The sequence below is a fragment of the Enterobacter cloacae complex sp. P13B genome (assembly GCF_014895915.1).
Taxonomy (GTDB): domain Bacteria; phylum Pseudomonadota; class Gammaproteobacteria; order Enterobacterales; family Enterobacteriaceae; genus Enterobacter; species Enterobacter bugandensis.
In genome coordinates this window covers 53,323-76,514 of record NZ_JADBQN010000019.1, presented here as the reverse complement: position 1 = coordinate 76,514, position 23,192 = coordinate 53,323, and the positions used below count along the sequence as shown (strand labels likewise).

Sequence of the window (23,192 nt, the reverse complement as noted above, 5' to 3'; positions counted from 1 at the left end):
GCTGATGGTGAGCTTTGGTAACGCCTCAGGCGCTGTCACCGGCGTCAATCTCGGCATTCTGAATCAGAAAGGGTCGCTGTACGTGACGCGCCCTTCTTTGCAGGGTTACATCACCAACCGGGAAGAACTGGAGGAAGCCAGCAACGAGCTGTTCTCGCTAATAGCCAGCGGCGTGATTAAGGTGGATGTGGCGGATGCGCAGAAATACCCGCTAACCGATGCGCAGCGTGCGCATGAGGTGCTGGAAAGCCGGGCGACGCAGGGTTCAAGTTTGCTAATTCCCTGACCCCCAAAAAGAAATTGGGCTTCCCGTGGGAAGCCCTTTCTTTTTTTAGTTCGGCTGTATGTAGGGTACAGCTCGATGAATTCTGTAGCGGCAGCCATAGTGACAGATTCGATAAGTAAATCCTATTCTGTTCTAAGCCATGCTGCCGGAAAAGTTACAAGTATGTGACGAACCCCTCAATACCTTAGTAACGGAAGCGGTTATTGCGCTGATAAGTCGGCAGTTTTGGCGCTTTAATCGCCCGTATTACCCACACCACGGCGATAGCCAGCAGCAGCCACGGCAGCAGTTTGATCGTCAGGGCAAATAATCCGCCGATAAACATAACCACCGTGGCCACAACGAGCGCGGCCAGAATGCCGAGCAGCGAAACGCCCGTGACCATCAGCATGACAAAAAAGCCAATCACAAAAAGTAGTTCAAGCATGGTGCTCTCCCACGAGTTCCCGAATGATGCTGCAATCATTACAAGAATCATGCCAAAGCTAACGTATTGTTCTTAAAGCAAAACGCCCCGCGAGGATTCGCAGGGCGTGGTGAATTTGACGATCTTTTAGCGAAATTATTGCTTATCCGCCACCAGCCGCAGCGCATGTTCCAGCACCTCAATATCGGCACCGGCTTTATGCGCGTTCTCACTGAGGTAGCGACGCCACTGGCGTGCGCCCGGAATACCCTGGAACAGGCCAAGCATATGTCGGGTGATGTGGCCAAGATAGGTACCATTGCTCAACTCGCGCTCAATGTAAGGGTACATGGCACGCACGACGGCAACCGGGTCGGTGTCTGCGCCTGCAACGCCAAAGATTTCGCGGTCGACGGTCGCCAGAATGCCCGGATTTTGATACGCCTCGCGCCCGACCATCACGCCATCCATATGTTCAAGGTGCGCTTTGGCCTCTTCCAGAGACTTGATGCCGCCGTTGATTGACATCGTCAGGTGCGGGAAATCACGTTTCAACTGGTACACGCGCGGGTAGTCCAGCGGCGGGATCTCACGGTTCTCTTTCGGGCTAAGGCCTGAAAGCCAGGCTTTGCGGGCGTGGATGATAAACATCTCACACTCGCCTTTCCCTGACACCGTATTGATGAAATCGCACAGGAATTCGTAGCTGTCCTGGTCGTCAATGCCGATACGGGTTTTGACCGTCACCGGAATGGAGACTACATCGCGCATCGCCTTGATACAGTCCGCCACCAGCTGTGCGTTGCCCATCAGACAGGCGCCGAACATGCCGTTTTGCACGCGGTCGGAAGGGCAGCCGACGTTCAGGTTGATCTCGTCGTAGCCGCGTTCTTCCGCCAGCTTTGCGCACTGGGCCAGCGCGACCGGATCGCTGCCCCCCAACTGCAGCGCAACCGGATGCTCTTCTTCACTGTATGCCAGGTAGTCGCCCTTCCCGTGGATGATTGCGCCCGTGGTCACCATTTCGGTGTACAGCAGCGTATGGCGGGAGAGCTGGCGCAGGAAGTAGCGGCAGTGTCTGTCCGTCCAGTCGAGCATCGGCGCAATGGAGAAACGGTGTGCAGGGAAAGCGGTCTGGTGTTCTGACGACATGGCGAAGTTTTAAGCATCTGGTGGAAAAGGGGCGCTACTATAGCACAAAGAAAAGCCGGAGGCGCAGCGCCTCCGGTGTACTTTAGAACGTCATGCTCAGCTGAGCCCCTGCGCCCCAGGTTTCGTCCTCGCCATACAGGCCCATCAGGTCAACATGAACGGTATTGAACGGCGCGAAACCGACACCGCCGGTAAAGACGTTGCTGTCGTTCCCTTTCATATCCGCACGATAACCGGCACGCACCGCCAGCCAGCTCAGCGGAGTCACTTCAGCACCGACCCCAACATACTGCGACGTATCTTCGCTCTTAAAGCCTTTGGTTTCGGTCAGATCGCCATCGGCGGTCAGGGTCACCAGATCGTTGTGCCAGGCAGCGCCCGCAGTCACCAGCGGACGGATCTGGTAGGTGTCTTTATAGCTCACCACTTCCCCCGTACGCCCGTTGCGGATGCGGATATCTTTGGTGTCGATATCGCGCGACATCAGGTTTTGCCCGCTCACGCCGACCGTCCAGTTTTCGCCAAAATCAGCGGCAATACCGGCATCGACGTTAAAGCCGGTATCGTCTGTACGGTAGCGGCTATCGTTCCACTTATTACTGTCGTAATCGTAGATCGAGGTGGTGTAGTTATAGATCCAGCTTTTTTGCAGTTTTGGCGTCACGCCCACGGAAACCGGAACGCCGCCAAGGTCAAACTGGCGGGCAACGGCAATACCGTAGTCGGAGATAATCGCCGCCCGACCGGACGCCGTTGAGTTGAGGTTTTTAGTGATCTGGTCCGTGCCGTTCAGCGCAGCGTCCAGGGCAACGCCGGCAGCCACCAGATTGCTTCTTTGAATACCGCGCAGATAATCAATATCCTGCTGGTCGATAGACGAACTTACCCGGCCATGGGCGTACCCTTTCGCCATAAAGGCCACGGAAAGCACATCGTTAGGGATACTCACGGCAAGGCCTGCTCCTGCCGTCGCGCGAGCGGTTTTGCCCTTGAGATAGTCCAGCTCATCGGCCAGATCTTTGGCCGCGCCCTGGAACTGGTTGATGGAGCCTAACGGATTAGTAATAACCTCGATTGGCGTAAGGTTATCAACCACATCCTTATAGTGATTGATTTTGTCGTTGATGGTATCAATCTCATCCTGAAGATTATCCTCATCCGTTACCTGCACCCCAACGGACGGCAAAATGACCGTCACGTCATCGTCCGGTTTTGCCTTTGCCAGCAGCGCGGGGTTAATTAACGCCCCGCTACCATAATTGCCCGAAGCAACGCCGGTGCCCCCCATCGCGTCGCTACGTGATTCTGTCCAGGTATTGGCTGCTCCCGCCTGATTTGCCATAAACAAGGAGACAGCGATGCTAACCACCGAAAATTTAAAATGTTTTTTCACAGTATGCCCGTCTTATAGTCTGTTATGAAATAACCCCTGTCTGTTATCCCCCAAACAGGCGCGAACTATTGCTGTGAATAAAGATAAAAAGACCCGCTAATTCATTCCCTAAGTAAAACTTCCTTACGGCCTGTTGTAATTTGTGACGGCCCTCAATATTTATAGAAGAGGAAATTATTTTTTCCCAGGTTTTCCATCGTGCGGCCCAAAAAACTGTGGCGGATGGTCTACCCAGCGATCTTCCCGCGTGGCGGCATAAACCGGGTTAAGCGGATAGTAGATGCGGTTGTGCTTCTTGTTGGCCTCCCCCACCACCAGTAGCCGAACCTCTTCCTCTGTGTTGTTGATAAAGGTGTGGCACACCCCCGTTCCGGCGGGAAAGCCCACGCTGTCTCCGGGTTCGAGTTTCCACAAATAGCCATTAATCCAGGCTTCAGGATAGCCCTCAAGCACGTAGATAAACTCTTCTTCGTCACTTTCCGCATGGGGATAGGACGTCCGACGCCCCGGCGGTAAACGTTCATGATGAATGCCTATACGCCTGAGGCCCAGGCTGCGCGCCAGCGGCGATCCGATGGAAAAAAGCTCGTTACTGTCGGGGTAGGTGGCGTCATCTGGCCCTTCTACGTCGCGCCAGTGCTTGATACAGTCTGGTTTTTTCATGGTTACATTCCCGGTTTGCGATGCGTCAGGTATAGCACAGCCTGGCGGATATCGGTGTTTTTGCCAGAACATGATAAAGTGAGGGTTTTACTTCCCAGAACATCCGAGGTGCTAAATGGATAAGTCCACAAAAGAGCTGTTAGCGCAGGCCGAAAAGCTGTGCGCGCAACGCAATGTGCGCCTGACCCCGCAGCGCCTTGAAGTCTTGCGCCTGATGAGCCTGCAACAGGGGGCGATCAGCGCCTACGATCTACTCGACCTGCTCCGCGAAAGCGAGCCGCAGGCTAAACCGCCCACGGTATATCGCGCGCTGGATTTCCTGCTGGAACAAGGGTTTGTGCATAAAGTCGAATCCACAAACAGCTATGTCCTGTGCCATCTTTTCGATCAGCCAACGCATACATCGGCCATGTTTATCTGCGATCGTTGCGGCGTAGTGAAAGAAGAGGGAGCGGAAGGCGTAGAGGACATTATGCACACGCTGGCGGCAAAAATGGGTTTTGCCCTGCGTCATAACGTGATTGAAGCGCACGGGCTGTGTTCTGCATGCGTTGAGGTGGAAGCCTGTCGGCATCAGGATGCATGTCAGCACGACCACTCAATTCTGATAAAGAAAAAGCCGCGTTAGCAGCAAAAGAAAGGCGGCTCTTAAGCCGCCTCTGTGGGTTATTCAGCGTTACCAACGGTAATCGTTACGCGTTTCCCAGTCTTTGACTTCATTTTCCGCCTGGTCTTTCGCGTAGCCGTAACGTTCCTGAATTTTACCGACAAGCTGATCGCGCTTGCCTTCAATGACGGTCATATCGTCATCAGTCAGCTTACCCCACTGTTCTTTCGCTTTACCTTTGAACTGCTTCCAGTTGCCGCCGATTTCGTCTTTATTCATCATCGTGTCCTCTTAGTTAAGCGTCGGGTCGTAACGTCCGTTACGTTCTTTTCTGCTGGACGTGATAATAATTGTAGTTGAGGATTCGGCAGTTGATTTCATATTCGGAATCTTTAACCGTCACGATATATCGTGACGGGAAGGAAGCCAGGTATTATTTTGCCAGTGGCGATGCCAGATAAAGGCAAGCGAGAGGCCGCGCAGTGAGAGAAAGACCGCAAGCGCCAGCCACAAACCGTGATTACCCAGCCACGGAAGCGTCAGCAGCGTCAAACCAAACCCCGCCGCCGCAACCGCCATACTGTTGCGCATTTCCGCTCCGCGCGTCGCACCGATAAACATGCCGTCCAGCAGATAACACCACACCCCCACCACCGGCAAGATCACCTGCCAGACGATGTAGTGGTCCGCCAGTTCACGTAAAGCCGGGATCGAAGTGAGTAATGCAATAATGTCACGGCCAAAACAGGCATAAATGAGTGCAAACGCCAGCGCGACCAGTCCCGCTTGTCGACAGGCTGCCCGCCAGACGTCCCTAAGCTGCCCACTTTCCCGCGCGCCGTACGCCTGCCCGGAATGCGCCTCAACGGCGTAGGCGAAGCCGTCCAGCGCGTAGGCGGTAAACGTCAGCAATGTCATCAGGACCGCATTCACCGCGACGATCTCAGGCCCAAGACGGGCACCAAAAACCGTCAATGCGCCAAAACAGAGTTGTAGCAGAAGCGAGCGCAGCATGATGTCACGGTTGAGCGCCAGCAGTTTACGGATATTGCCGCGCCATGCGGTTTTCAGCATTGCGAGGGATATCCCGCGCAGAGCCAGCACGCGCCAGACCATCCACAGCCCAATGAGTAAGGTTCCGTATTCGGCAATCGCCGTCGCCAGTGCCGCCCCGCGCACGTCCATATGCAGGCCCATCACCAGCCAGAGATCGAGCATAATGTTGAGAAGGTTTCCCACGACCAGCAAAATCACTGGCGCACGGGCGTATTGCACACCCAGTAACCAACCCAGCAGAACCAGGTTTGCCAGCGAAGCGGGCGCGCTGAGCCAGCGGATTTCCAGGAAGCGACGCGCCTGCTCCAGTACCGCCTCGCTGCCACCAACAACATGGAGCGCAACGTCTATCAGGGGCGTGCGCAGTAAAACAATGAGTACCCCCGCGCCAAGCGCCAGGATCAGCGGCTGCACCAGCGCACGCGCCAGACGTAACGGATCTTTCGCACCATACGCCTGTGCGGTGAGCCCGGTGGTGCTCATACGCAAAAAGAGCAGCAGCATGAACAGAAAGCTGGTTGCCGTCGCGCCAATCGCCACGCCGCCAAGATAAACAGGGGAATCGAGATGACCAATAACGGCCGTATCGACCAGACCCAGCAAGGGCACGGTGATATTGGAGAAAATCATCGGCAGGGCAAGACGCCACAATGCCTTATCAGATGCCGTCAGCAGTGACATGAGAGATACCGGGAAGGGTAAATGAAGCAGGCTACAGCGGAAGCGTAGCCTGTCAGGAAGAGATTACAGCCATTCGCCGTTACGAATCACGCCAACAGCCAGACCTTCAATAGAGAAGCTCTGTTCGCGGAGGTCGACCACAATCGGGGTGAACTCGTTGTTTTCGGGCAACAGCTGAACGGTGTTACCCTGTTTTTTCAGGCGCTTAACGGTCACTTCGTCATCAATGCGCGCAACCACCACCTGGCCGTTTCGCACATCCTGCGTTTTGTGAACGGCCAGAAGGTCGCCATCAAGAATGCCGATGTCTTTCATCGACATCCCGCTAACGCGCAGCAGAAAATCAGCGCTCGGCTTGAACATACCAGGATCGACCTGGTAGTGACCTTCAATATGCTGTTGTGCCAGCAGCGGTTCACCTGCGGCAACGCGGCCTATCAGCGGAATGCCCGTCTCTTCTTCCACCAGCAGGCGGATACCACGCGACGCGCCTGACACAATCTCAATCACACCCTTACGCGCCAGCGCTTTCAGGTGTTCCTCGGCAGCATTCGGAGAACGGAAACCCAGACGCTGCGCGATTTCCGCACGCGTGGGTGGCATACCCGTCTGGCCGATATGATCCCGAATGAGATCAAACACCTCTTGCTGCCTGGTCGTTAATGCTTTCATTCCGCCCCCTGGGTGTATATACAGTTATGCTGTGAGTATATACAGTCAAAGGCGATTTTGGAACCAAAAACTGCACAAAAAACCAGGGACTTAATTATTCCTCGAGCATCATCGGAAATGTGACCAAAGCAGCGTGACCCAGGTAATGGCTGCGGTGATAATCGCCAGCAGGACAGCGGCGGAGCCCATATCTTTCGCGCGGCCAGAGAGCTCGTGAAAATCAGAGCCGATCCGGTCGACCACGGCCTCAATAGCGCTATTGAGAATTTCCACTATCATCACCAGAAGTACGGAACCGATGAGAAGCACGCGGGTAATGGCATCTACATCAAGGAAACAGGCGATGATAACCGCGACGATAGCGGCGACACCTTCCTGGCGAAAAGCAGCTTCATTAACCCACGCGGCACGGAAACCTTTCCATGAATAGCCGGCGGCTTTGATGATACGCGTCAACCCAGTGGTATTATTGGCCATTAAAAGAACCTTTTTTAAAAAAGAGCGTCAGTAACAGGAGCTGCAGCGCGTTTCGCTGCCGCCTGAAGTATGACGGGTAACAACAGAAATTTTGCGCGCTTTCTGTTATCCTTGCGCCGCAATTGCATTATTAACCAGAGGCTTTACATCGTTTATGTCCGGCTGGCCACGAATTTACTACAAATTACTTAATTTACCATTAAGCATACTGGTAAAAAGCAAGTCTATCCCAGCAGAACCCGCGCTGGAACTGGGGCTCGATACGTCGCGCCCTATTATGTACGTTTTGCCTTATAACTCTAAGGCAGACCTGCTAACGCTCCGTGCCCAGTGTCTGGCGCATGATTTACCCGATCCGCTTGAACCACTGGAAGTTGACGGCACTTTGCTGCCGCGCTACGTGTTCATTCACGGCGGGCCGCGCGTGTTTACCTATTACACACCGAAAGAAGAGTCCATCAAGCTGTTCCACGACTATCTCGACCTGCACCGCAGCAATCCTGACCTGGATGTGCAGATGGTGCCGGTATCGGTGATGTTTGGTCGCCGTCCGGGCCGCGAAAAAGGCGAAGAGAACCCGCCGCTGCGCATGCTTAACGGCATCCAGAAGTTCTTCGCGGTCTCCTGGCTGGGACGCGACAGCTTTGTGCGCTTCTCCCCTTCCGTCTCCCTTCGCCGAATGGCGGACGAGCACGGCACTGACAAGATCATCGCGCAAAAACTGGCGCGCGTGGCACGTATGCACTTCGCCCGTCAGCGCCTGGCGGCCGTAGGGCCACGTCTTCCGGCGCGTCAGGACCTGTTCAACAAGCTGCTGGCCTCCAAAGCGATCGCCCGCGCCGTTGAAGACGAAGCGCGCAGCAAGAAAATTTCCCATGAGAAAGCCCAGCAGAACGCCATTGCGCTGATGGAAGAGATTGCCGCGAACTTCTCTTACGAGATGATTCGCCTGTCCGATCGTATTCTCGGCTTTACCTGGAACCGCCTGTATCAGGGCATCAACGTGCATAACGCTGAGCGCGTGCGTCAGCTGGCGCACGATGGTCATGAGATTGTCTATGTCCCCTGCCACCGCAGCCACATGGACTACCTGCTTCTCTCCTACGTGCTCTATCACCAGGGACTGGTACCGCCGCACATTGCAGCCGGTATTAACCTGAACTTCTGGCCAGCAGGCCCGATTTTCCGCCGCCTGGGTGCGTTCTTTATTCGTCGTACCTTCAAGGGCAACAAGCTCTACTCCACCGTGTTCCGCGAGTATCTCGGCGAGCTGTTCAGCCGCGGCTACTCCGTAGAGTACTTCGTGGAGGGCGGGCGCTCCCGTACCGGTCGTCTGCTCGATCCGAAGACCGGCACGCTGTCGATGACCATTCAGGCGATGCTGCGCGGCGGTACGCGACCAATCACGCTCGTGCCAATTTACATTGGCTATGAGCACGTGATGGAAGTGGGCACCTACGCGAAAGAGCTGCGCGGCGCGACCAAAGAGAAAGAGAGCCTGCCGCAGATGCTGCGCGGCCTGAGCAAGTTACGCAACCTGGGTCAGGGCTACGTAAACTTTGGCGAGCCGATGCCGCTGATGACGTATCTGAACCATCATGTTCCGGATTGGCGCGAGTCTATCGATCCTATCGAAGCGGTGCGTCCGGCCTGGCTGACGCCAACGGTGAACGGTATCGCGTCCGAGCTGATGGTGCGCATTAACAACGCCGGTGCGGCCAATGCGATGAACCTGTGCTGTACGGCGTTGCTGGCTTCACGTCAGCGTTCCCTGACCCGTGAACAGCTCACGGAGCAACTGGACTGCTATCTGGACATGATGCGCAACGTGCCGTACTCGGTTGATTCGACAGCCCCTTCTGCTACCGCCAGCGAGCTTATCGATCACGCGCTGCAGATGAACAAGTTCGAAGTCGAGAAAGATACGATCGGCGATATCATCATTCTGCCGCGCGAGCAGGCCGTACTGATGACGTACTACCGCAACAACATCGCTCATATGCTGATGCTGCCGTCGCTCATGGCGGCCATTATCACCCAGCATCGCCGTATTTCACGTCAGGAGCTGTTGCGCCACGTTGAGACGCTCTACCCGATGCTTAAAGCGGAGCTGTTCCTGCGCTGGAGCAAGGAAGAGCTGGCCGTTGAGCTGGATAAACTGACGGAAGAGCTGCGCCGTCAGGGGCTGATCACCGTTGCGAACGACGAGCTGCACATCAATCCGTCACGCTCCCGTACCCTGCAACTGCTGGCGGCCGGTGCGCGCGAAACGCTGCAGCGCTACGCCATTACGTTCTGGCTGCTAAGCGCGAACCCGTCCATCAACCGCGGCACGCTGGAGAAAGAGAGCCGGACGCTGGCGCAGCGCCTGTCCGTTCTGCACGGCATTAACGCCCCGGAATTCTTCGACAAGGCGGTATTCAGCTCGCTGGTACTGACGCTGCGTGATGAAGGCTTCATCAGCGATACGGGCGATGCCGAGCCGGAAGAGACGCTGAAGGTTTACCAGATGCTGGCTGAACTGATTACGTCGGATGTGCGCTTGACGATTGAGAGCGCGACGCAGGGCGAGTAACACAATGCCGGGTTATGGCCCGGCCTGATGCCCTGGATAATAAAAAAGGCCCGGTAAGCGCTGACGCTACCGGGCCTTTTTTTGCCTTGTTAAATCATTGCATTTAGCTGAGCAGCGTAAAGGCAATCATCCCGACAATCGCACCCGTCGTGCCGAGGATGGTTTCCATCAGCGTCCAGGTTTTCAGCGTTTGCGCTTCGGTCGCGCCAGTAAACTTGCCGAACAGCCAGAAGCCAGCGTCGTTAACGTGCGAGACGACAATCGAACCGCCCGCGATGCAGATAGACAGCGCAGCCATCTGGGCACCGGAGTAGTTCAGCTGTTCAATCACCGGCATCACCAGACCCACGGCGGTTAAGCATGCCACGGTGGCGGAACCCTGAATGATACGCACCGCCGCAGCCAGCACGAAGCAGGTTACCGCAATCGGCAGGCCCATTCCGGTCAGTGCTTCACCCAGAGCCGGGCCCACGCCGGAATCCACCAGCACCTGCTTGAAAACGCCGCCAGCACCGATCACCAGCAGGATAATCCCCGCAGGCTGCAGCGCGGCACCGCAGATCTCCATCACGCGGTCTTTCGGCATGCCCTGACGCATCGCCAGGCCGTAAATCGCCACCAGGCACGCCACCAGGATCGCCGTGAACGGGTGACCGATGAACTCAAACCATTCGTAGGCGGTAGAACCGACCGGCACAAAGCGCGCGGCGATGGTTTTCAGGCCCACCAGCACCAGCGGCAGCAGGATCAGCGACAGGCTGAAGGCGAAGGATGGCATTTTGCCCTCGCCCAGGTGCGGCTCGGTGATGTCGTCCGGGATGTGCAGCTCAACGTAACGGCTGATGAAATTGCCCCACAGCGGACCGGCGATAATCATCCCCGGGATGGCCGCACACAGGCCAATCAGGATCATCCAGCCAAAATCGGCGTGCATCTGGGAGGCCAGCAGCATCGGCGCCGGCCCTGGCAGCAGAAACGCCGCAGCCGCCGCCACGCCCGCAAACAGCGGAATGACCAGCTTCACGAGGTTAGTGCCGGTATGGCGCGCCATGGAGAAGGCGACGCTGATGAGCAGCACCACCGCCACTTCGAAGAACAGCGGCAGTGCGCAAATCAGACCGGCCAGGCCAATCGCGTAGTGCGCGCGGCTGTGCCCGAAGGATTTGAGCATTTTGACGGCAATCTGGTCGACCGCGCCCGTCTCATGCAGAATCTTGCCAAACATCGCGCCCAGCGCGACCACAATCGCCAGGAAGCCCAGCGTGCCTCCCATCCCTTTTTCCATCGTCGCGGCGATCTTGTCGAGCGGCATACCGGAAAAGAGACCTGCACCAATAGAAACCACCATCAAAGCAACGAAGGCGTGCATACGCGCCTTCATCACTAAAAACAGCAGCAGCAATACCGAACCCACTGCTGTCAAAACTAGCGTTAATGTACTCAAAACTTACTGCCTTTTGTTAATGACCTCGATGGTGCTGGCTACAACACCTTCCAGCGGCTGATCGATATCAACCACTAAGACGTCTTTTTCATCTTCACCCGGCTCCTGAAGCGCTTCGAACTGCGTCACCAGCATCTGGGTTTTAAAGAAGTGGCCTTTACGCGCTTTCAGACGGCTTTCAATCACCCCAAAATCGCCTTTCAGGTAGATGAAAGAGAGGTTCGGATTGCCGTCGCGCAGCAGGTCGCGGTAGGTTTTTTTCAGCGCGGAGCAGACGATCAGGGAAACTTTGTTGGTGCGCTGCATCGCGAACGCGGCGTCATTCAGCGCCTGCAACCACGGTTTGCGGTCGTCATCGTTCAGCGGTTCGCCGGAGGCCATTTTCATGATGTTGCTGCGCGGATGGAGGAAGTCACCATCAAGAAACGCAGCCTGAAGTTGATGCGCCACTTCGCTCGCCACGGCAGATTTACCGCTACCGGACACGCCCATCAGGACGTAAACGTGGTGATCGTGATTAGTCGTGCTCAAAGGGTGTCCCTCAGTCAATTGTTACGGGTAACAGTTATCGGTAACATTGTCCTGCTGGGGCAAAAGAGAAGCAATATCCAAACGTGCGCGAAGTGAATAAGTGTGAGCTACTTCAAATTTGTCAGTTCAAATAGATCCACCCGGTGACAAGGTGAAACCTAAATCTAACATTTTAGGGGTAACCGTCTCTCCACGAATGCGCGCCAGCAGGCGTTCTGCACCAATGCGGCCCATGCGTTCACGCGGTGTCAGAACGCTCGCCAGACGCGGCTCCATCACCTGACCAATGTCGTGGCCGTGGAAGCCGGCAATCGCCATATCCTCAGGGATCTTCAACCCCAGACGCTGGCATTCGAACGCTGCACCGACCGCAAGGTCATCGTTGGTACAGAAAATACCGTCCAGTTGCGGATACTCGCGTCGTGCCTGACGCATCAGCTCAATACCCGAGGTGTAAGATGAGGACTGCTCCACCATCACGCTGTACGGGGTTAAATTTGCGTCGAGCATCGCCTGCTCGTATCCCTTCTGTTTGATGATAGTACGTTCATCAAGACGCGCACCCAGATAGGCAATATGACGATGACCGCGGGCGATGATCGCCGCTGTCATCTGACGAGCCGCTTCAAAGTTATCGAACCCAACGGCGATGTCGAGGCATGGCGACTGGCTGTCCATGAGTTCCACCACCGGAATACCGGCGACTTCAATCATTTTGAGCGTGCGGGCAGTGTGGGTACGTTCGGTTAAAATCAGGCCGTCAATGTTCCAGGAAAGCATTGATTCAAGACGTTCCTCTTCCAGTTCCGGCTTGTACCCATAGTGAGCGAGCATGGTCTGGTAGCCAAACGCATCGGTGACGCTTTCAATGCCGCGCAGAACTTCAGCGAAAACCTGGTTGGTCAGGGAAGGAAGCAGAACGCCCACCGCACGGCTGGTCGCATTGGAGAGAATATCGGGTGCGCGGTTGGGAATATAACCCAGTTCATCAAGGGCGGCGGCAATCTTGCCACGCAACGCCACGGAAACCTGTTCCGGGTTACGTAAAAAACGGCTGACCGTCATTTTGGTCACACCGACGCGATCGGCGACATCCTGAAGTACGGGGCGTTTCTTTTTCATCGTCCTGAGAAATCTTGAAGTGAGAGATTTGCTCAGTTTATCACGGACAAAGCTCAACCTTCCCCGTTTAAAGGGAAGGTTGAGAAATTATTTAGACCGGAGGCAGGTCAAACAGCAGGATTTCGCTTTCGCTGTCGGCGTGCACGGAGAGCGCCTGCTCATCCCAGACGGCCAGACCATCGGCGGTGGTGGCTTTGGTGCCGTTGATAGACACTTCCCCTTTCACAACCTGGATCCACACGCGGCGGTTGGCGGCAATCTGGTGCACGGACTGCTCGTCTTTCGCCAGCGCCCAGCGGTACAGCTCCATATCCTGATGCACTTTCAGGGAACCTTCACGCGCGTCCGGGGACAGCACCAGCTGTTTGCCCTGTTTCGCGTCGAAGCGGCGCTGCTCGTAGCGTGGCGTGATGCCGGTCTCTTCTGGAATGATCCAGATTTGATACAGGTGCAGTTTTTCCGTTTTGCTCGGGTTGTACTCAGAGTGACGCACCCCGGTACCCGCGCTCATAATCTGGAACTCGCCCGCCGGCACCTGCTCTTTGTTGCCCATGCTGTCCTGGTGCTCAACCGCCCCTTCCAGCACATAAGTCAGGATTTCCATGTCTTTGTGCGGGTGGGTACCGAAGCCCTGGCCTGCATCAATCACGTCGTCGTTAATCACGCGCAGCGCGGAGAAACCCATGAAGTTCGGGTCGTAGTAGTCGGCAAACGAGAATGAATGCCATGAGTCCAGCCAGCCATGATTTGCGTGACCGCGTTCGTTTGCTTTGCGTAAGTAGATCATTGTTTTCACCCTCAGTTCGTTTCGATGGAGTAAGTGTGGACTCAAACGGTCGGGGATCATAGAGGGTGAAAATTGACTCCTCTGTTCAAAAATTATGAACAAGCCCAGAGGAGCCGTTTTTGCTTATTTCGCGAGGGTTACCGTGGCAGGAGAAGCCTGCTCGAAGGCCCGCTCAAGGATTTCAAGGTTGGTCAGAACGTCAGATTCCTTGACGTAATTCGGCGCGCCGCTGGTAAGGGTTTCATACAGTGCATCGTAGACGCGGCCATAGTCGCCGGTTTCCGGTTTCAGCTCTTCTTTGACCGTCACCCCCTCATCGTTCACATACTCCAGCACGCCCACGGAATCGTCCGCCGCAAAGCCCGGTTCGCCCGGCATGATGTTGGCCTTCAGGCTGGTCTCCTGCTGGTCAATGCCGTACTTAATGAACGAGCCTTTGGTGCCATGAACGATAAATTTCGGGTAGTCGATTTTCACCAGATGACTGGTTTTAACGATAGCCTTAAGGTCGCCGTAGAACAGCTGCGCCTCGAAGGTGTCGTCCGGGTTGGCTTTATTGCGCAGGCTGCGAATGTCGTAAGCCACGTGGTCCGGGCGGCCAAACAGGGAGATGATCTGGTCCATGGTGTGTACGCCCAGACCATAGAACGAGCCGTCCTGCGGCAGGCCGGGCTGGGTTTCCGCCACCGGGCGGTAGTAATCGAAGTGGCTTTCGATTTCCACAATGTCGCCAAGCTTGCCGCTCTCAATCGCCTTTTTCGCCGTCAGAAAACAGCTGTCAAAGCGACGGTTCTGATACGGTGTGACGGTCAGCCCTTTGTTTTTCGCCAGCGTAAACAGCGCTTTCGCTTCGGCAATGGTCGGGGTGAACGGCTTTTCCACCAGCACGTTCTTGCCCGCTTCGAGCGCGCGTTTCGCATAGTCAAAATGGCTGTCGGCGTGGGTGCAGACAACCACCAGCTTTACCTGCGGGTCATTCAATACTTCATCGAGATCGCTGGTGAAGTGAATGTGGGAGTACTGCAGGGATTGCTCTTCCGGCTTCGCGCGGCGGCGGTAAATATGGGCCACATGCCAGGTGTCTTTACGGTGGAGGACATACGGAAGGTGGTAACGCGTGGTGCTTTTGCCAAATCCAATAAATGCGCAATGTAGTGTCATGGCTCAGTCCTTTTGGAAGGTTACTGAATCTAACCATAACAAAAAAAAAGCCAGCGAGAAGCTGGCTAAAGTAATACTGGAAGCAATGTGAGCAATGTCGTGCTTTCAGGTTCCCGTAGGGGTCCTCCTGAATGCAAAGCAATAATAATCATTCTCATTCGCACTTGTCCAATACTTTTTGCAAAAAATAGCGGTTGACTCAAATTTTAAAGTCATTGATGTTGGAGGGGACTTTTAACCGACTGAGGAACAAGGAATGAGTGAGATAGTGATACGCCACGCTGAACCGAGAGATTACGATGCCATTCGTCAGATCCACGCCCAGCCGGAGGTGTACCACAACACGCTACAGGTTCCTCATCCCTCAGAGCAGATGTGGCATGACCGGCTAACCGATCAGCCCGGCATTAAACAGCTGGTGGCTTGTATCGACGGGACCGTCGCCGGGCACCTGTGCATTGCCGTCGCACAACGCCCGCGTCGCAGCCACGTTGCCGATTTCGGTATTTGTGTGGGTGCGCAATGGCAAAATCGGGGCGTTGCCAGCGCGCTGATGCGAACCATGATTGATATGTGCGACAACTGGCTGCGCGTCGATCGCATTGAGTTAACGGTATTTGTTGATAACGAACCGGCAATCGCGGTGTACAAAAAGCACGGGTTCGTAATTGAAGGCACCGGCAAGCGCTACGCCCTGCGCAACGGCGAATATGTGGACGCGTACTTCATGGCGAGAATGAAGTGACACACTCCCCTCTCCCCTATGGGGAGAGGGTTAGAGTGAGGGGAATAATCAATACCCCGCCGTCAAATCATCCACCGAACGCGGATCCGACGCGCCAAACAGCGCGCCGTCTGGCCCCACCATAATGCTCTGGGTGCTGCCCATCGCCTCTTTCACAGCCACCTTCTGTCCGCGCTGCTCCAGCAGCTTGATGGTGTCCGGGCTAAAGCCCTTCTCCACGCGCAGCTCGTCCGGCAGCCACTGATGATGGAAACGCGGCGCATTGGTCGCCTCGGCGACGTTCATGCCAAAGTCGATGCTGTTCACCACCATCTGTAGCACGGTAGTTATGATGCGGCTCCCGCCAGGGCTGCCGGTCACCAGCCAGGTTTTCCCGTCTTTCACCACGATGGTTGGCGACATGGACGACAGCGGACGCTTCTTCGGCCCCACCGCATTCGCATCGCCGCCGACCAGCCCGTAGACGTTTGGCACGCCCGGCTTGGCGGAGAAGTCATCCATCTCGTTGTTCAGCAGAATGCCGCTGTTGCCCGCTACGATCCCGGTACCAAAGGTAGTGTTGAGCGTGTAGGTCACCGCCACCGCATTGCCGTCTTTATCCACCACCGAGAAGTGCGTCGTCTGGTTGCTTTCATACGGCGCCAGCTTGCCGGGGCGGATCTCGCTCGACGGCTTAGCCTTGTTGATGTCGATCTGATCGGCAATGGATTTTGCATACGCCTTGTTGGTCAGCGCCTGCCACGGCACCTTCACGAAGTCCGGATCGCCGAGATATTCCGAGCGGTCGGCATAGGCGCGTTTTTCCGCCTCCGCCATCACCTGCATGGCATCCGCGCTGCCGAAGCCGAACTTGTGCATATCAAAGTTTTCAAGAATATTGAGGATCTGCACGATGTGAATGCCCCCGGAAGACGGCGGCGGCATGGAGAAGACCTCGTAGCCGCGGTAGGTGCCGCTAATCGGCTCGCGCTCCACCGCCCTGTATTCCGCCAGGTCCGCTTTGGTGATAAGCCCCCCGTTCTTCTGCATCTCTTCCGCAATCTGGTCGGCAATCGCCCCTTTGTAGAACGCGTCCGGGCCGTGCTCCGCAATCAGCTCCAGGCTTTTGGCGAGATTCTTCTGCACCAGCTTATCGCCCTTCTTCAGCGGCTCGCCGTCCTTCCAGAAAATCGCCTTGCTGTTTTCGTGATTGGGAATGACTTCACTGCCGTAGGTCTTGAGGTCGTCCGCCAGGGCGTCATTGACCACAAATCCCTCCCGCGCCAGCCTGATGGCAGGCTGCACCACCTTGTTCAGCGGCATCGTGCCGTATTTTTCAAGCGCCAGCGAGAAGCCCGCAACGGTGCCCGGCGTGCCGGACGCGAGATGCGAGGTCAGGGATTTTTTGCTGTCAGGGTTACCCTGGTCGTCGAGGAACATATCGCGGGACGCCTGAGAAGGCGCCATTTCGCGGAAGTCGATGGCCGTGGTTTTGCCGTCTCTGGTGCGCAGCATCATAAAGCCGCCGCCGCCCAGATTCCCCGCCTGCGGATGCGTTACCGCCAGCGCATAGCCGACGGCGACCGCTGCATCCACCGCGTTACCGCCCTGCTTAAGAATATCGACGCCCACTTGGGTCGCCAGCGCGTCAACCGAGGCCACCATGCCGTGCGTGGCCCGCACGGGGTGAAAAACATCCTCCTCCACGCCGTAAGAGACGGGAGGAGCGGCGGGCGGGTTGGCCGCCACGGTAAATGTGCCGCCTGCCATCAGCGCGGCGATGGCGACCCAGCGCAAGAAGGTTGGTTTCATCATTATTGTTCTCCAGGTGAAGGGATCCATATTCCCCGCTTAAGCCTGGTTCACAACTCCTAAAAAATCATCGTCATGGTGAAATCAGGGTAAACTTAAGAGAGACCTCAAGAGGAGGAAATGACAATGAAACGCTTGATGATTATTGCGGCGCTGATCCCGTTTGCCGCGCTCGCACAGCCACTCAACACCATGAACAATCCGAACCAGCAGGGTTATGTCATCCCGAGCCAGCAGCGTATGCAGACCGAGATGATGAGCCAGCAACAGCAGCAGAAAGGGATGCTCAATCAGCAGCTGAGAACGCAGACCCAGATGCAGCAGCAGAGCCTGCAAAACCAGATGAACGCCAACACCCAGCGCGTGCAGCAGGGACAGGTGCGCGAGCAGCCGCTGCCAAATAAAAACGGCGGGATGTTAGGGGGCGGGATGTCGCAAAGCAGCGGTCAGCAGCATATGCTGCCGACCCAGCAGAACGGCAGTATGCTCAATAAATAAATTTCGGGCCGATCTGGTCAATCGCATCGGTACAGATACTGTCCACGCCCCAGCGCAGCAGCTCGGCTGCGCGCTGGGGTTTGTTAACGGTGTAGACCAGAATATGCAGACCCGCGTCTTTCAGCATTTTCACCCGCGCCTCATCCAGCAGCTTGTGGTTCAGATGGATCGAGACGCAGCCTAAGCGGCCCGTCAGTTCACGCCAGTCCTCACGCCACTCGTCCAGCAGCAGCCCGCGCGGCAGCTCAGGTACAGCTGCCTGTGCGGCCTCCAGCGCGTCGATGTCAAACGACGACAGCAGCGGCGCGGTCATGCCTTCCCACAGCTCGCGCGCGGCAAGGGCAATCACTTTGCCCGTCAGCGGCCCGGTGCCGGTGGTCGGTTTGATTTCGATGTTCGCCATCATGCCGTGCTGGCGACAGCGATCGGCCACTTCCGCCAGCAGGGGCAGCGGTTCGCCTTTGAACTCGCCGCTATACCAGCTTCCGGCGTCCACCTTCAGCAGATCGCGCCACGGCAGTTCACCCGCCACGCCCCAGCCGTTGCTGGTGCGTTCAAGATTGTCGTCATGCAGCAGGAAAATTTCGCCGTCCTTCGACAGCTTGGCGTCGAACTCGATCATCGTGTGGCCGTAGCGCGCGCCGACATCGATCGCCGCCAGGGTGTTTTCCGGGGCCAGCTTACCGCCGCCACGGTGGGCGACGATGTGGGGGTAAGGCCAGTTGCTCATACTCGTTGTCCTGTTTCACCGTCAAAAAGGTGCAGATGGTTTTCCGGCAGGTGGAGCCACAGCGTGCTGCCCGCTTTCGGGCGCTCCTGATGCGCCAGGCGCACCACCATTTTTTGCTCGCCCCAGCGCCCATGCGCCAGGTTATCTGCACCCAACATCTCCAGCGTGTCCATCACCAGCGGCACGCCGCCGTCCGCCTGAGAGGTTAAACCAATATGCTCGGGACGGATACCGAGCGTCATCTTACGCCCGGCGTAGCCACGATAGTACCAGTTGATCGGCAGCGCCATCCCGCTTTCCAGTTCAAAGTGGGTGCCCGCGCTGCTGATGCGCCCTTCCAGCAGGTTCATCGCCGGGCTGCCGATAAAGCTCGCCACAAAGCGGGTGGCCGGTTTTTCGTACACTTCCACCGGGGTGCCAATCTGCTCGGCAATGCCTTTGTTCATCACCATTACGCGCTGGGCAAGAGTCATGGCTTCGACCTGATCGTGGGTCACGTACAGTGACGTGGTTTTCAGACGACGGTGCAGCTGCTGCAGCTCAAGGCGCATCTGCACGCGCAGCTTGGCGTCGAGGTTAGACAGCGGCTCGTCGAACAGGAATACCGCCGGGTCGCGCACGATGGCGCGCCCCATCGCCACGCGCTGGCGCTGGCCGCCGGAGAGCTCGCGCGGGCGGCGCTTGAGCAGGCCGTCCAGCTCAAGAATGCGGGCGGCTTCTTTCACGCGCTCCTCGATATGGCCTTTGCCCATACCGCGGATTTTCAGCCCCCAGGCCATGTTCTCCTCCACGCTCATGTGCGGATAGAGGGCGTAGTTCTGGAACACCATCGCGATGCCCCTGTCTTTCGGCTCCATCTCGGTGACGCGCTGACGGTCAATCCAGATGTCCCCCGAGGTTACGCGCTCCAGCCCCGCCACCATGCGCAGCAGCGTGGACTTCCCGCAGCCGGACGGGCCGACCATCACGATAAATTCGCCGTCCGCCACGTCGAGCGTCAGCGGCTGAATGACCTGGGTTTTACCGTCCCAGCTTTTGGTAACTGCCTGAAGTTTTAAACCTGCCATCTTATTTCTCGCTATCGACCAGGCCGCGGACAAACGCGCGCTGCATGGCTAAAACAATGACTACGGGTGGGATTAGGGTGAGCAGCATCGCCGCCATCACCTGGTTCCAGAGGGTGGTGCCTTCACCGGTGGCAATCATGCCTTTGATGCCCGCCACGGCGGTGCCGAGGTTGACGTCCTGAATAATCAGCAGCGGCCACAGGTACTGGTTCCAGCCGTAGATAAAGGTGATCACAAACAGCGCCGCAAGGTTGGTTTTCGACAGCGGCAGCACGATGTCGCGGAAGAAGCGCATCGGGGAGGCGCCGTCGATGCGCGCGGCCTCAATCAGCTCGTCCGGCAGGGTCATAAAGAACTGGCGGAACAGGAAGGTGGCGGTCGCCGAGGCCATCAGCGGCAGGGTTAAGCCCGCGTAGCTGTCCAGCATCTTCAGGTTGGCAATCACCTCCACCGTCGGGAAGATACGCACCTCCACCGGCAGCATCAGGGTGATGAAAATCATCCAGAAGAAGAGGTTACGCAGCGGAAAGCGAAACCAGACAATGGCGAAGGCCGAGAGCATCGACACCGTAATTTTGCCAACCGTAATGCCGAACGCCATGATGAAGCTGTTGAGCATCATCAGCCAGAACGGCGCGCTGTTGGCGCCCACGCCCTGGGTCCAGATGGTTTTCATGTTCTCGAAAAGATGCCCGCCCGGGATCAGCGTCATCGGCGTGTCGAACACCGCTTTAGTGTCCAGCGTGGCGGCGACAAAGGCCACGTACAGCGGGAACAGGATGACGATAATCCCTAAAATCAGCATGGTGTGGCTGAAAATCGTCAGCCCGCGACGGTTCTCAATCATTGGTAGCGCACCTTACTTTCAACATAGCGGAACTGCACCACCGTGAGGATGATGACGAGGAACATCAGCACCACCGACTGCGCGGCGGAGGCCGAGAGATCCAGCCCGGCGAAGCCTTCACGGTAGATTTTGTAAATCAGCGTGGTGGTCGCCTGGACCGGGCCGCCCGCGGTGGCGGCGTCGATCACCGGGAAGGTGTCGAAGAAAGCGTACACGAGGTTAACCACCAGCAGGAAAAAGCTCACCGGGGCAATCAACGGCAGGGACAGTCTGAAGAAGCGACGAATCGGCCCTGCGCCGTCAATCGCGGCGGCCTCCACCAGCGAACGCGGGATGGACTGCAGCGCGGCAAAGAAAAACAGGAAGTTATAGCTGATCTGCTTCCACACCGAGGCGAACACCACCAGGAACATCGCCTGACCGCTGTTCTGGGCGTGGTTCCAGTCGTAGCCGAACTCTGCCAGGAAGTGAGTAATCAGCCCGCGTCCGGGGTTAAACAGGAAGATCCACAGCACAGCGGCAACGGCGGGGGCCACGGCGTAAGGCAGCAGCATCAGGGTCTGATACAGGCGGCTGCCGCGCACCACGTAATCCACCAGCGCGGCGAAAAACAGCGAGGCAACAAGGCCGCTCACGGTCACTAGCGCGCTGAATTTCATCGTCGTCCAGAAGGAGTCCAGGTAGTAGCTGTCATGGAATAGCGCGGTAAAGTTGTCCAGCCCGACGAACTGGCTGGAGAGCCCGAACGGATCGACGCTTTGTACCGAGTACCACAGCGCTTCGCCCGCAGGCCAGATAAAGAAGATAACGGTGATGACCAGCTGAGGCGCGACCAACAGGTACGGCAGCCAGCGGGAGCGAAACACCGGACGGGATGAGGACATGGAGATTGGGTTCCTGAACAATGCCGGGTGGCGGCTGCGCCTTACCCGGCCTGGATGGGGCACGTCGTAGGCCCGGTAAGCGCAGCGCCACCGGGCGAATCACAGATTACGATTTCGTCGACTGCTCAAAGCGGCGCAGCAGCTGATTCCCGCGCTCTACTGCGGAATCCAGCGCCTGCTGTGGCGTTTTCTTCCCGGTCCACACGCTTTCCAGCTCTTCATCCACGATGGTGCGGATCTGCGGCATGTTGCCCAGACGCAGGCCTTTAGTAAACGGCAATGGCGGCTTGTTCAGCATCTGACGCGTCGCGATGTCCGCGCCCGGGTTTTTGCTGTAGAAGCCCTGCTCGCGGGTCAGGTCATACGCGGCTTTGGTGATCGGCAGGTAGCCGGTCTTCTGGTGCCATTCAGCAGCGTTTTCCGGATTCGCCAGGAAATCCAGGAACTCGGCGACGCCTTTGTAGGTGCCCTTATCTTTACCCTGCATCACCCACAGGCTCGCCCCGCCGATGATGGCGTTCTGCGGCGCGCCCTTCACGTCAGCGTCGTACGGCATCATGCCCACGCCGTAGTTGAATTTGGCGTAGTGACGAATATCCGCCAGCGAGCCGGACGAGGCGGTGGTAATGGCGCAGTCGCCGTTGTAGAACTTCTCGGTGGATTCGTCTTTCCGCCCGAAGTAGCTGAAGTCGCCCTTCTTGTTCAGATCGGCAAGCAGCGCAATGTGCTTCACCTGCTCCGGCTTGTTGAACTCCAGTACCGCGTCGGTGCCGTCGAAGCCATTGTTTTTGGTGGCAACCGGCAGGCCGTGCCAGGCGCTGAAGTTTTCAATCTGGATCCAGCCCTGCCAGCCGCTGGCGTAGCCGCACTTCATCCCCGCCGCTTTCAGCTTCGCGGTGTATTCGGCCAGGTCCTGCCAGGTTTTTGGCTGCTGCTCCGGATCTAAACCGGCTTTTTTGAAGGCGTCTTTGTTGTAGTACAGCACTGGCGTGGAGCTGTTAAACGGCTGGGACAGCAGGTGACCGGTTTTGGAATCGGTGTAGTAACCCGCTACGGTCGGCACGAACTGGGATTCATCGAAGTTGATACCCGCTTCTTTGAACACTTCATAGACCGGCTTGATGGCTTTGGAGGCCATCATGGTGGCGGTGCCCACTTCATACACCTGTAACAGTGCAGGCGCGTTGCCGGTACGGAAGGCGGCGATGCCCGCGCTCAGGCTCTGCTCGTAGTTACCTTTGTACACCGGCACAATTTTGTAATCCGGATGGGTGTCGTTGAAACGCTGCGCCAGGGAGTCAACTTCTTTACCCAACTCCCCTTCCATGGAATGCCAGAACGGAATGGTGGTCACAGCCATTGCGTTCGTCGCAAAAGCCAGACCCAGTGCCAGACCCAAAGCTGTGTGTCGTAACGATGTCATTGTCATCTCTCTTATTGTGCCGGATGCGCGATATCACGCGTTTTATGCTCGCGAGGTAACATGACATGCTCGAATGACAGAAAAATAACTGTTTGTTTACAGATAAGTGACAGTAAAGGGTCAGGGGGATGATGGTTGTGTGAAGGGGGTTTATGTGAAAAAGCCGGGTGGCGGCTACGCCTTACCCGGCCTAC

At 56.8% G+C, this 23,192-nt stretch carries 24 protein-coding genes and 1 pseudogene; 5 read left to right on the top strand and 20 right to left on the bottom strand.

The window, feature by feature from the left end; genetic code table 11:
• On the top strand, positions 1–286 hold a 286-nt coding region (locus IM273_RS22410), incomplete at its 5' end, for a zinc-binding dehydrogenase (protein WP_226857935.1).
• A 184-nt stretch (positions 287–470) separates the two neighbouring features.
• On the opposite strand, the gene pspG is transcribed toward IM273_RS22410, so the two are convergent.
• The 4 genes from pspG to IM273_RS10445 form a co-directional block, all read right to left on the bottom strand.
• Positions 471–713, bottom strand: coding sequence for an envelope stress response protein PspG (pspG, locus tag IM273_RS10460; protein ID WP_028015168.1), 243 nt, complete (start codon positions 711–713; stop codon positions 471–473).
• A 135-nt stretch (positions 714–848) separates the two neighbouring features.
• Positions 849–1,844, bottom strand: coding sequence for a tRNA dihydrouridine(20/20a) synthase DusA (gene dusA / locus IM273_RS10455; RefSeq protein WP_126327278.1), 996 nt, complete (start codon positions 1,842–1,844; stop codon positions 849–851).
• Positions 1,845–1,926: 82 nt separating this feature from the next.
• Entirely contained in the window at positions 1,927–3,186 is a 1,260-nt protein-coding gene (gene traF / locus IM273_RS10450) for a conjugal transfer protein TraF (RefSeq protein ID WP_153657273.1), read from the bottom strand.
• Positions 3,187–3,411: 225 nt separating this feature from the next.
• Positions 3,412–3,900, bottom strand: a complete 489-nt coding sequence (locus tag IM273_RS10445; RefSeq protein ID WP_045260944.1) for a cupin domain-containing protein — start codon at positions 3,898–3,900, stop codon at positions 3,412–3,414.
• A 115-nt stretch (positions 3,901–4,015) separates the two neighbouring features.
• On the opposite strand from IM273_RS10445, the gene zur reads away from it, so the two are divergent.
• A complete protein-coding gene (zur, locus tag IM273_RS10440; protein ID WP_028015164.1) occupies positions 4,016–4,528 on the top strand; it encodes a zinc uptake transcriptional repressor Zur in 513 nt (170 codons plus the stop codon).
• Between the two features lie 48 nt (positions 4,529–4,576).
• Here zur and IM273_RS10435 read toward each other — a convergent pair whose 3' ends face one another.
• The 5 genes and pseudogenes from IM273_RS10435 to IM273_RS10420 all read right to left on the bottom strand — a co-directional run bounded on the left by IM273_RS10435 (position 4,577) and on the right by IM273_RS10420 (position 7,393).
• A complete protein-coding gene (locus tag IM273_RS10435; protein ID WP_014882139.1) occupies positions 4,577–4,786 on the bottom strand; it encodes a CsbD family protein in 210 nt (69 codons plus the stop codon).
• Between the two features lie 49 nt (positions 4,787–4,835).
• Positions 4,836–4,910: pseudogene (locus IM273_RS22725) on the bottom strand (hypothetical protein); the annotation flags it as partial.
• Complete coding sequence (gene dinF / locus IM273_RS10430) at positions 4,907–6,244, bottom strand: MATE family efflux transporter DinF (protein WP_193051631.1); 1,338 nt, start codon at positions 6,242–6,244, stop codon at positions 4,907–4,909. The gene dinF and the pseudogene IM273_RS22725, both read right to left, overlap by 4 nt.
• A gap of 63 nt (positions 6,245–6,307) precedes the next feature.
• On the bottom strand, positions 6,308–6,916 hold the full coding sequence (lexA, locus tag IM273_RS10425; RefSeq protein ID WP_028015162.1) for a transcriptional repressor LexA: 609 nt from the start codon (positions 6,914–6,916) through the stop codon (positions 6,308–6,310).
• Between the two features lie 108 nt (positions 6,917–7,024).
• The gene (locus IM273_RS10420) at positions 7,025–7,393 is read right to left on the bottom strand and encodes a diacylglycerol kinase (RefSeq protein WP_014830281.1); all 369 of its coding nucleotides are present in this window, start codon (positions 7,391–7,393) and stop codon (positions 7,025–7,027) included.
• A 154-nt stretch (positions 7,394–7,547) separates the two neighbouring features.
• Here IM273_RS10420 and plsB point away from each other — a divergent pair, with 154 nt between their 5' ends.
• Complete coding sequence (plsB, locus tag IM273_RS10415; RefSeq protein ID WP_028015161.1) at positions 7,548–9,968, top strand: glycerol-3-phosphate 1-O-acyltransferase PlsB; 2,421 nt, start codon at positions 7,548–7,550, stop codon at positions 9,966–9,968.
• Between the two features lie 103 nt (positions 9,969–10,071).
• Here the strand turns inward: plsB and gntU are convergent, their stop codons facing one another.
• The 5 genes from gntU to IM273_RS10390 form a co-directional block, all read right to left on the bottom strand.
• Entirely contained in the window at positions 10,072–11,412 is a 1,341-nt protein-coding gene (gntU, locus tag IM273_RS10410) for a gluconate transporter (RefSeq protein ID WP_045260946.1), read from the bottom strand.
• Between the two features lie 3 nt (positions 11,413–11,415).
• Entirely contained in the window at positions 11,416–11,943 is a 528-nt protein-coding gene (gene gntK, locus IM273_RS10405; protein ID WP_045260947.1) for a gluconokinase, read from the bottom strand.
• A gap of 126 nt (positions 11,944–12,069) precedes the next feature.
• Entirely contained in the window at positions 12,070–13,065 is a 996-nt protein-coding gene (gntR, locus tag IM273_RS10400; protein WP_014882133.1) for a gluconate operon transcriptional repressor GntR, read from the bottom strand.
• Between the two features lie 91 nt (positions 13,066–13,156).
• Entirely contained in the window at positions 13,157–13,852 is a 696-nt protein-coding gene (locus tag IM273_RS10395) for a pirin family protein (protein WP_003861565.1), read from the bottom strand.
• 123 nt (positions 13,853–13,975) lie between these two features.
• Positions 13,976–15,013 carry an oxidoreductase gene (locus IM273_RS10390; protein ID WP_193051630.1) on the bottom strand — a complete coding sequence of 346 codons (1,038 nt, stop codon included), beginning with the start codon at positions 15,011–15,013 and terminating at the stop codon, positions 13,976–13,978.
• A gap of 256 nt (positions 15,014–15,269) precedes the next feature.
• Between IM273_RS10390 and yhhY the strand changes: the two genes are divergently transcribed.
• The gene (gene yhhY / locus IM273_RS10385; RefSeq protein ID WP_063155548.1) at positions 15,270–15,758 is read left to right on the top strand and encodes an N-acetyltransferase; all 489 of its coding nucleotides are present in this window, start codon (positions 15,270–15,272) and stop codon (positions 15,756–15,758) included.
• 48 nt (positions 15,759–15,806) lie between these two features.
• Here the strand turns inward: yhhY and ggt are convergent, their stop codons facing one another.
• On the bottom strand, positions 15,807–17,552 hold the full coding sequence (gene ggt / locus IM273_RS10380) for a gamma-glutamyltransferase (RefSeq protein WP_193051629.1): 1,746 nt from the start codon (positions 17,550–17,552) through the stop codon (positions 15,807–15,809).
• A 123-nt stretch (positions 17,553–17,675) separates the two neighbouring features.
• On the opposite strand from ggt, the gene IM273_RS10375 reads away from it, so the two are divergent.
• The gene (locus IM273_RS10375) at positions 17,676–18,047 is read left to right on the top strand and encodes a DUF2756 family protein (RefSeq protein WP_045260950.1); all 372 of its coding nucleotides are present in this window, start codon (positions 17,676–17,678) and stop codon (positions 18,045–18,047) included.
• Here IM273_RS10375 and ugpQ read toward each other — a convergent pair.
• The 5 genes from ugpQ to ugpB all read right to left on the bottom strand — a co-directional run bounded on the left by ugpQ (position 18,037) and on the right by ugpB (position 22,998).
• The gene (gene ugpQ / locus IM273_RS10370) at positions 18,037–18,777 is read right to left on the bottom strand and encodes a glycerophosphodiester phosphodiesterase (RefSeq protein WP_063155549.1); all 741 of its coding nucleotides are present in this window, start codon (positions 18,775–18,777) and stop codon (positions 18,037–18,039) included. The genes IM273_RS10375 and ugpQ overlap by 11 nt on opposite strands.
• Complete coding sequence (locus tag IM273_RS10365; protein WP_193051628.1) at positions 18,774–19,844, bottom strand: sn-glycerol-3-phosphate import ATP-binding protein UgpC; 1,071 nt, start codon at positions 19,842–19,844, stop codon at positions 18,774–18,776. The genes ugpQ and IM273_RS10365 overlap by 4 nt, the downstream gene beginning before the upstream one ends.
• A gap of 1 nt (position 19,845) precedes the next feature.
• Entirely contained in the window at positions 19,846–20,691 is an 846-nt protein-coding gene (ugpE, locus tag IM273_RS10360; RefSeq protein WP_028015153.1) for a sn-glycerol-3-phosphate ABC transporter permease UgpE, read from the bottom strand.
• The gene (ugpA, locus tag IM273_RS10355) at positions 20,688–21,575 is read right to left on the bottom strand and encodes a sn-glycerol-3-phosphate ABC transporter permease UgpA (RefSeq protein WP_023618241.1); all 888 of its coding nucleotides are present in this window, start codon (positions 21,573–21,575) and stop codon (positions 20,688–20,690) included. Before ugpA ends, ugpE begins: the two co-directional genes overlap by 4 nt.
• A 106-nt stretch (positions 21,576–21,681) precedes the next feature.
• Positions 21,682–22,998 carry a sn-glycerol-3-phosphate ABC transporter substrate-binding protein UgpB gene (gene ugpB, locus IM273_RS10350; protein ID WP_193051627.1) on the bottom strand — a complete coding sequence of 439 codons (1,317 nt, stop codon included), beginning with the start codon at positions 22,996–22,998 and terminating at the stop codon, positions 21,682–21,684.
• Positions 22,999–23,192: the final 194 nt, after the last annotated feature.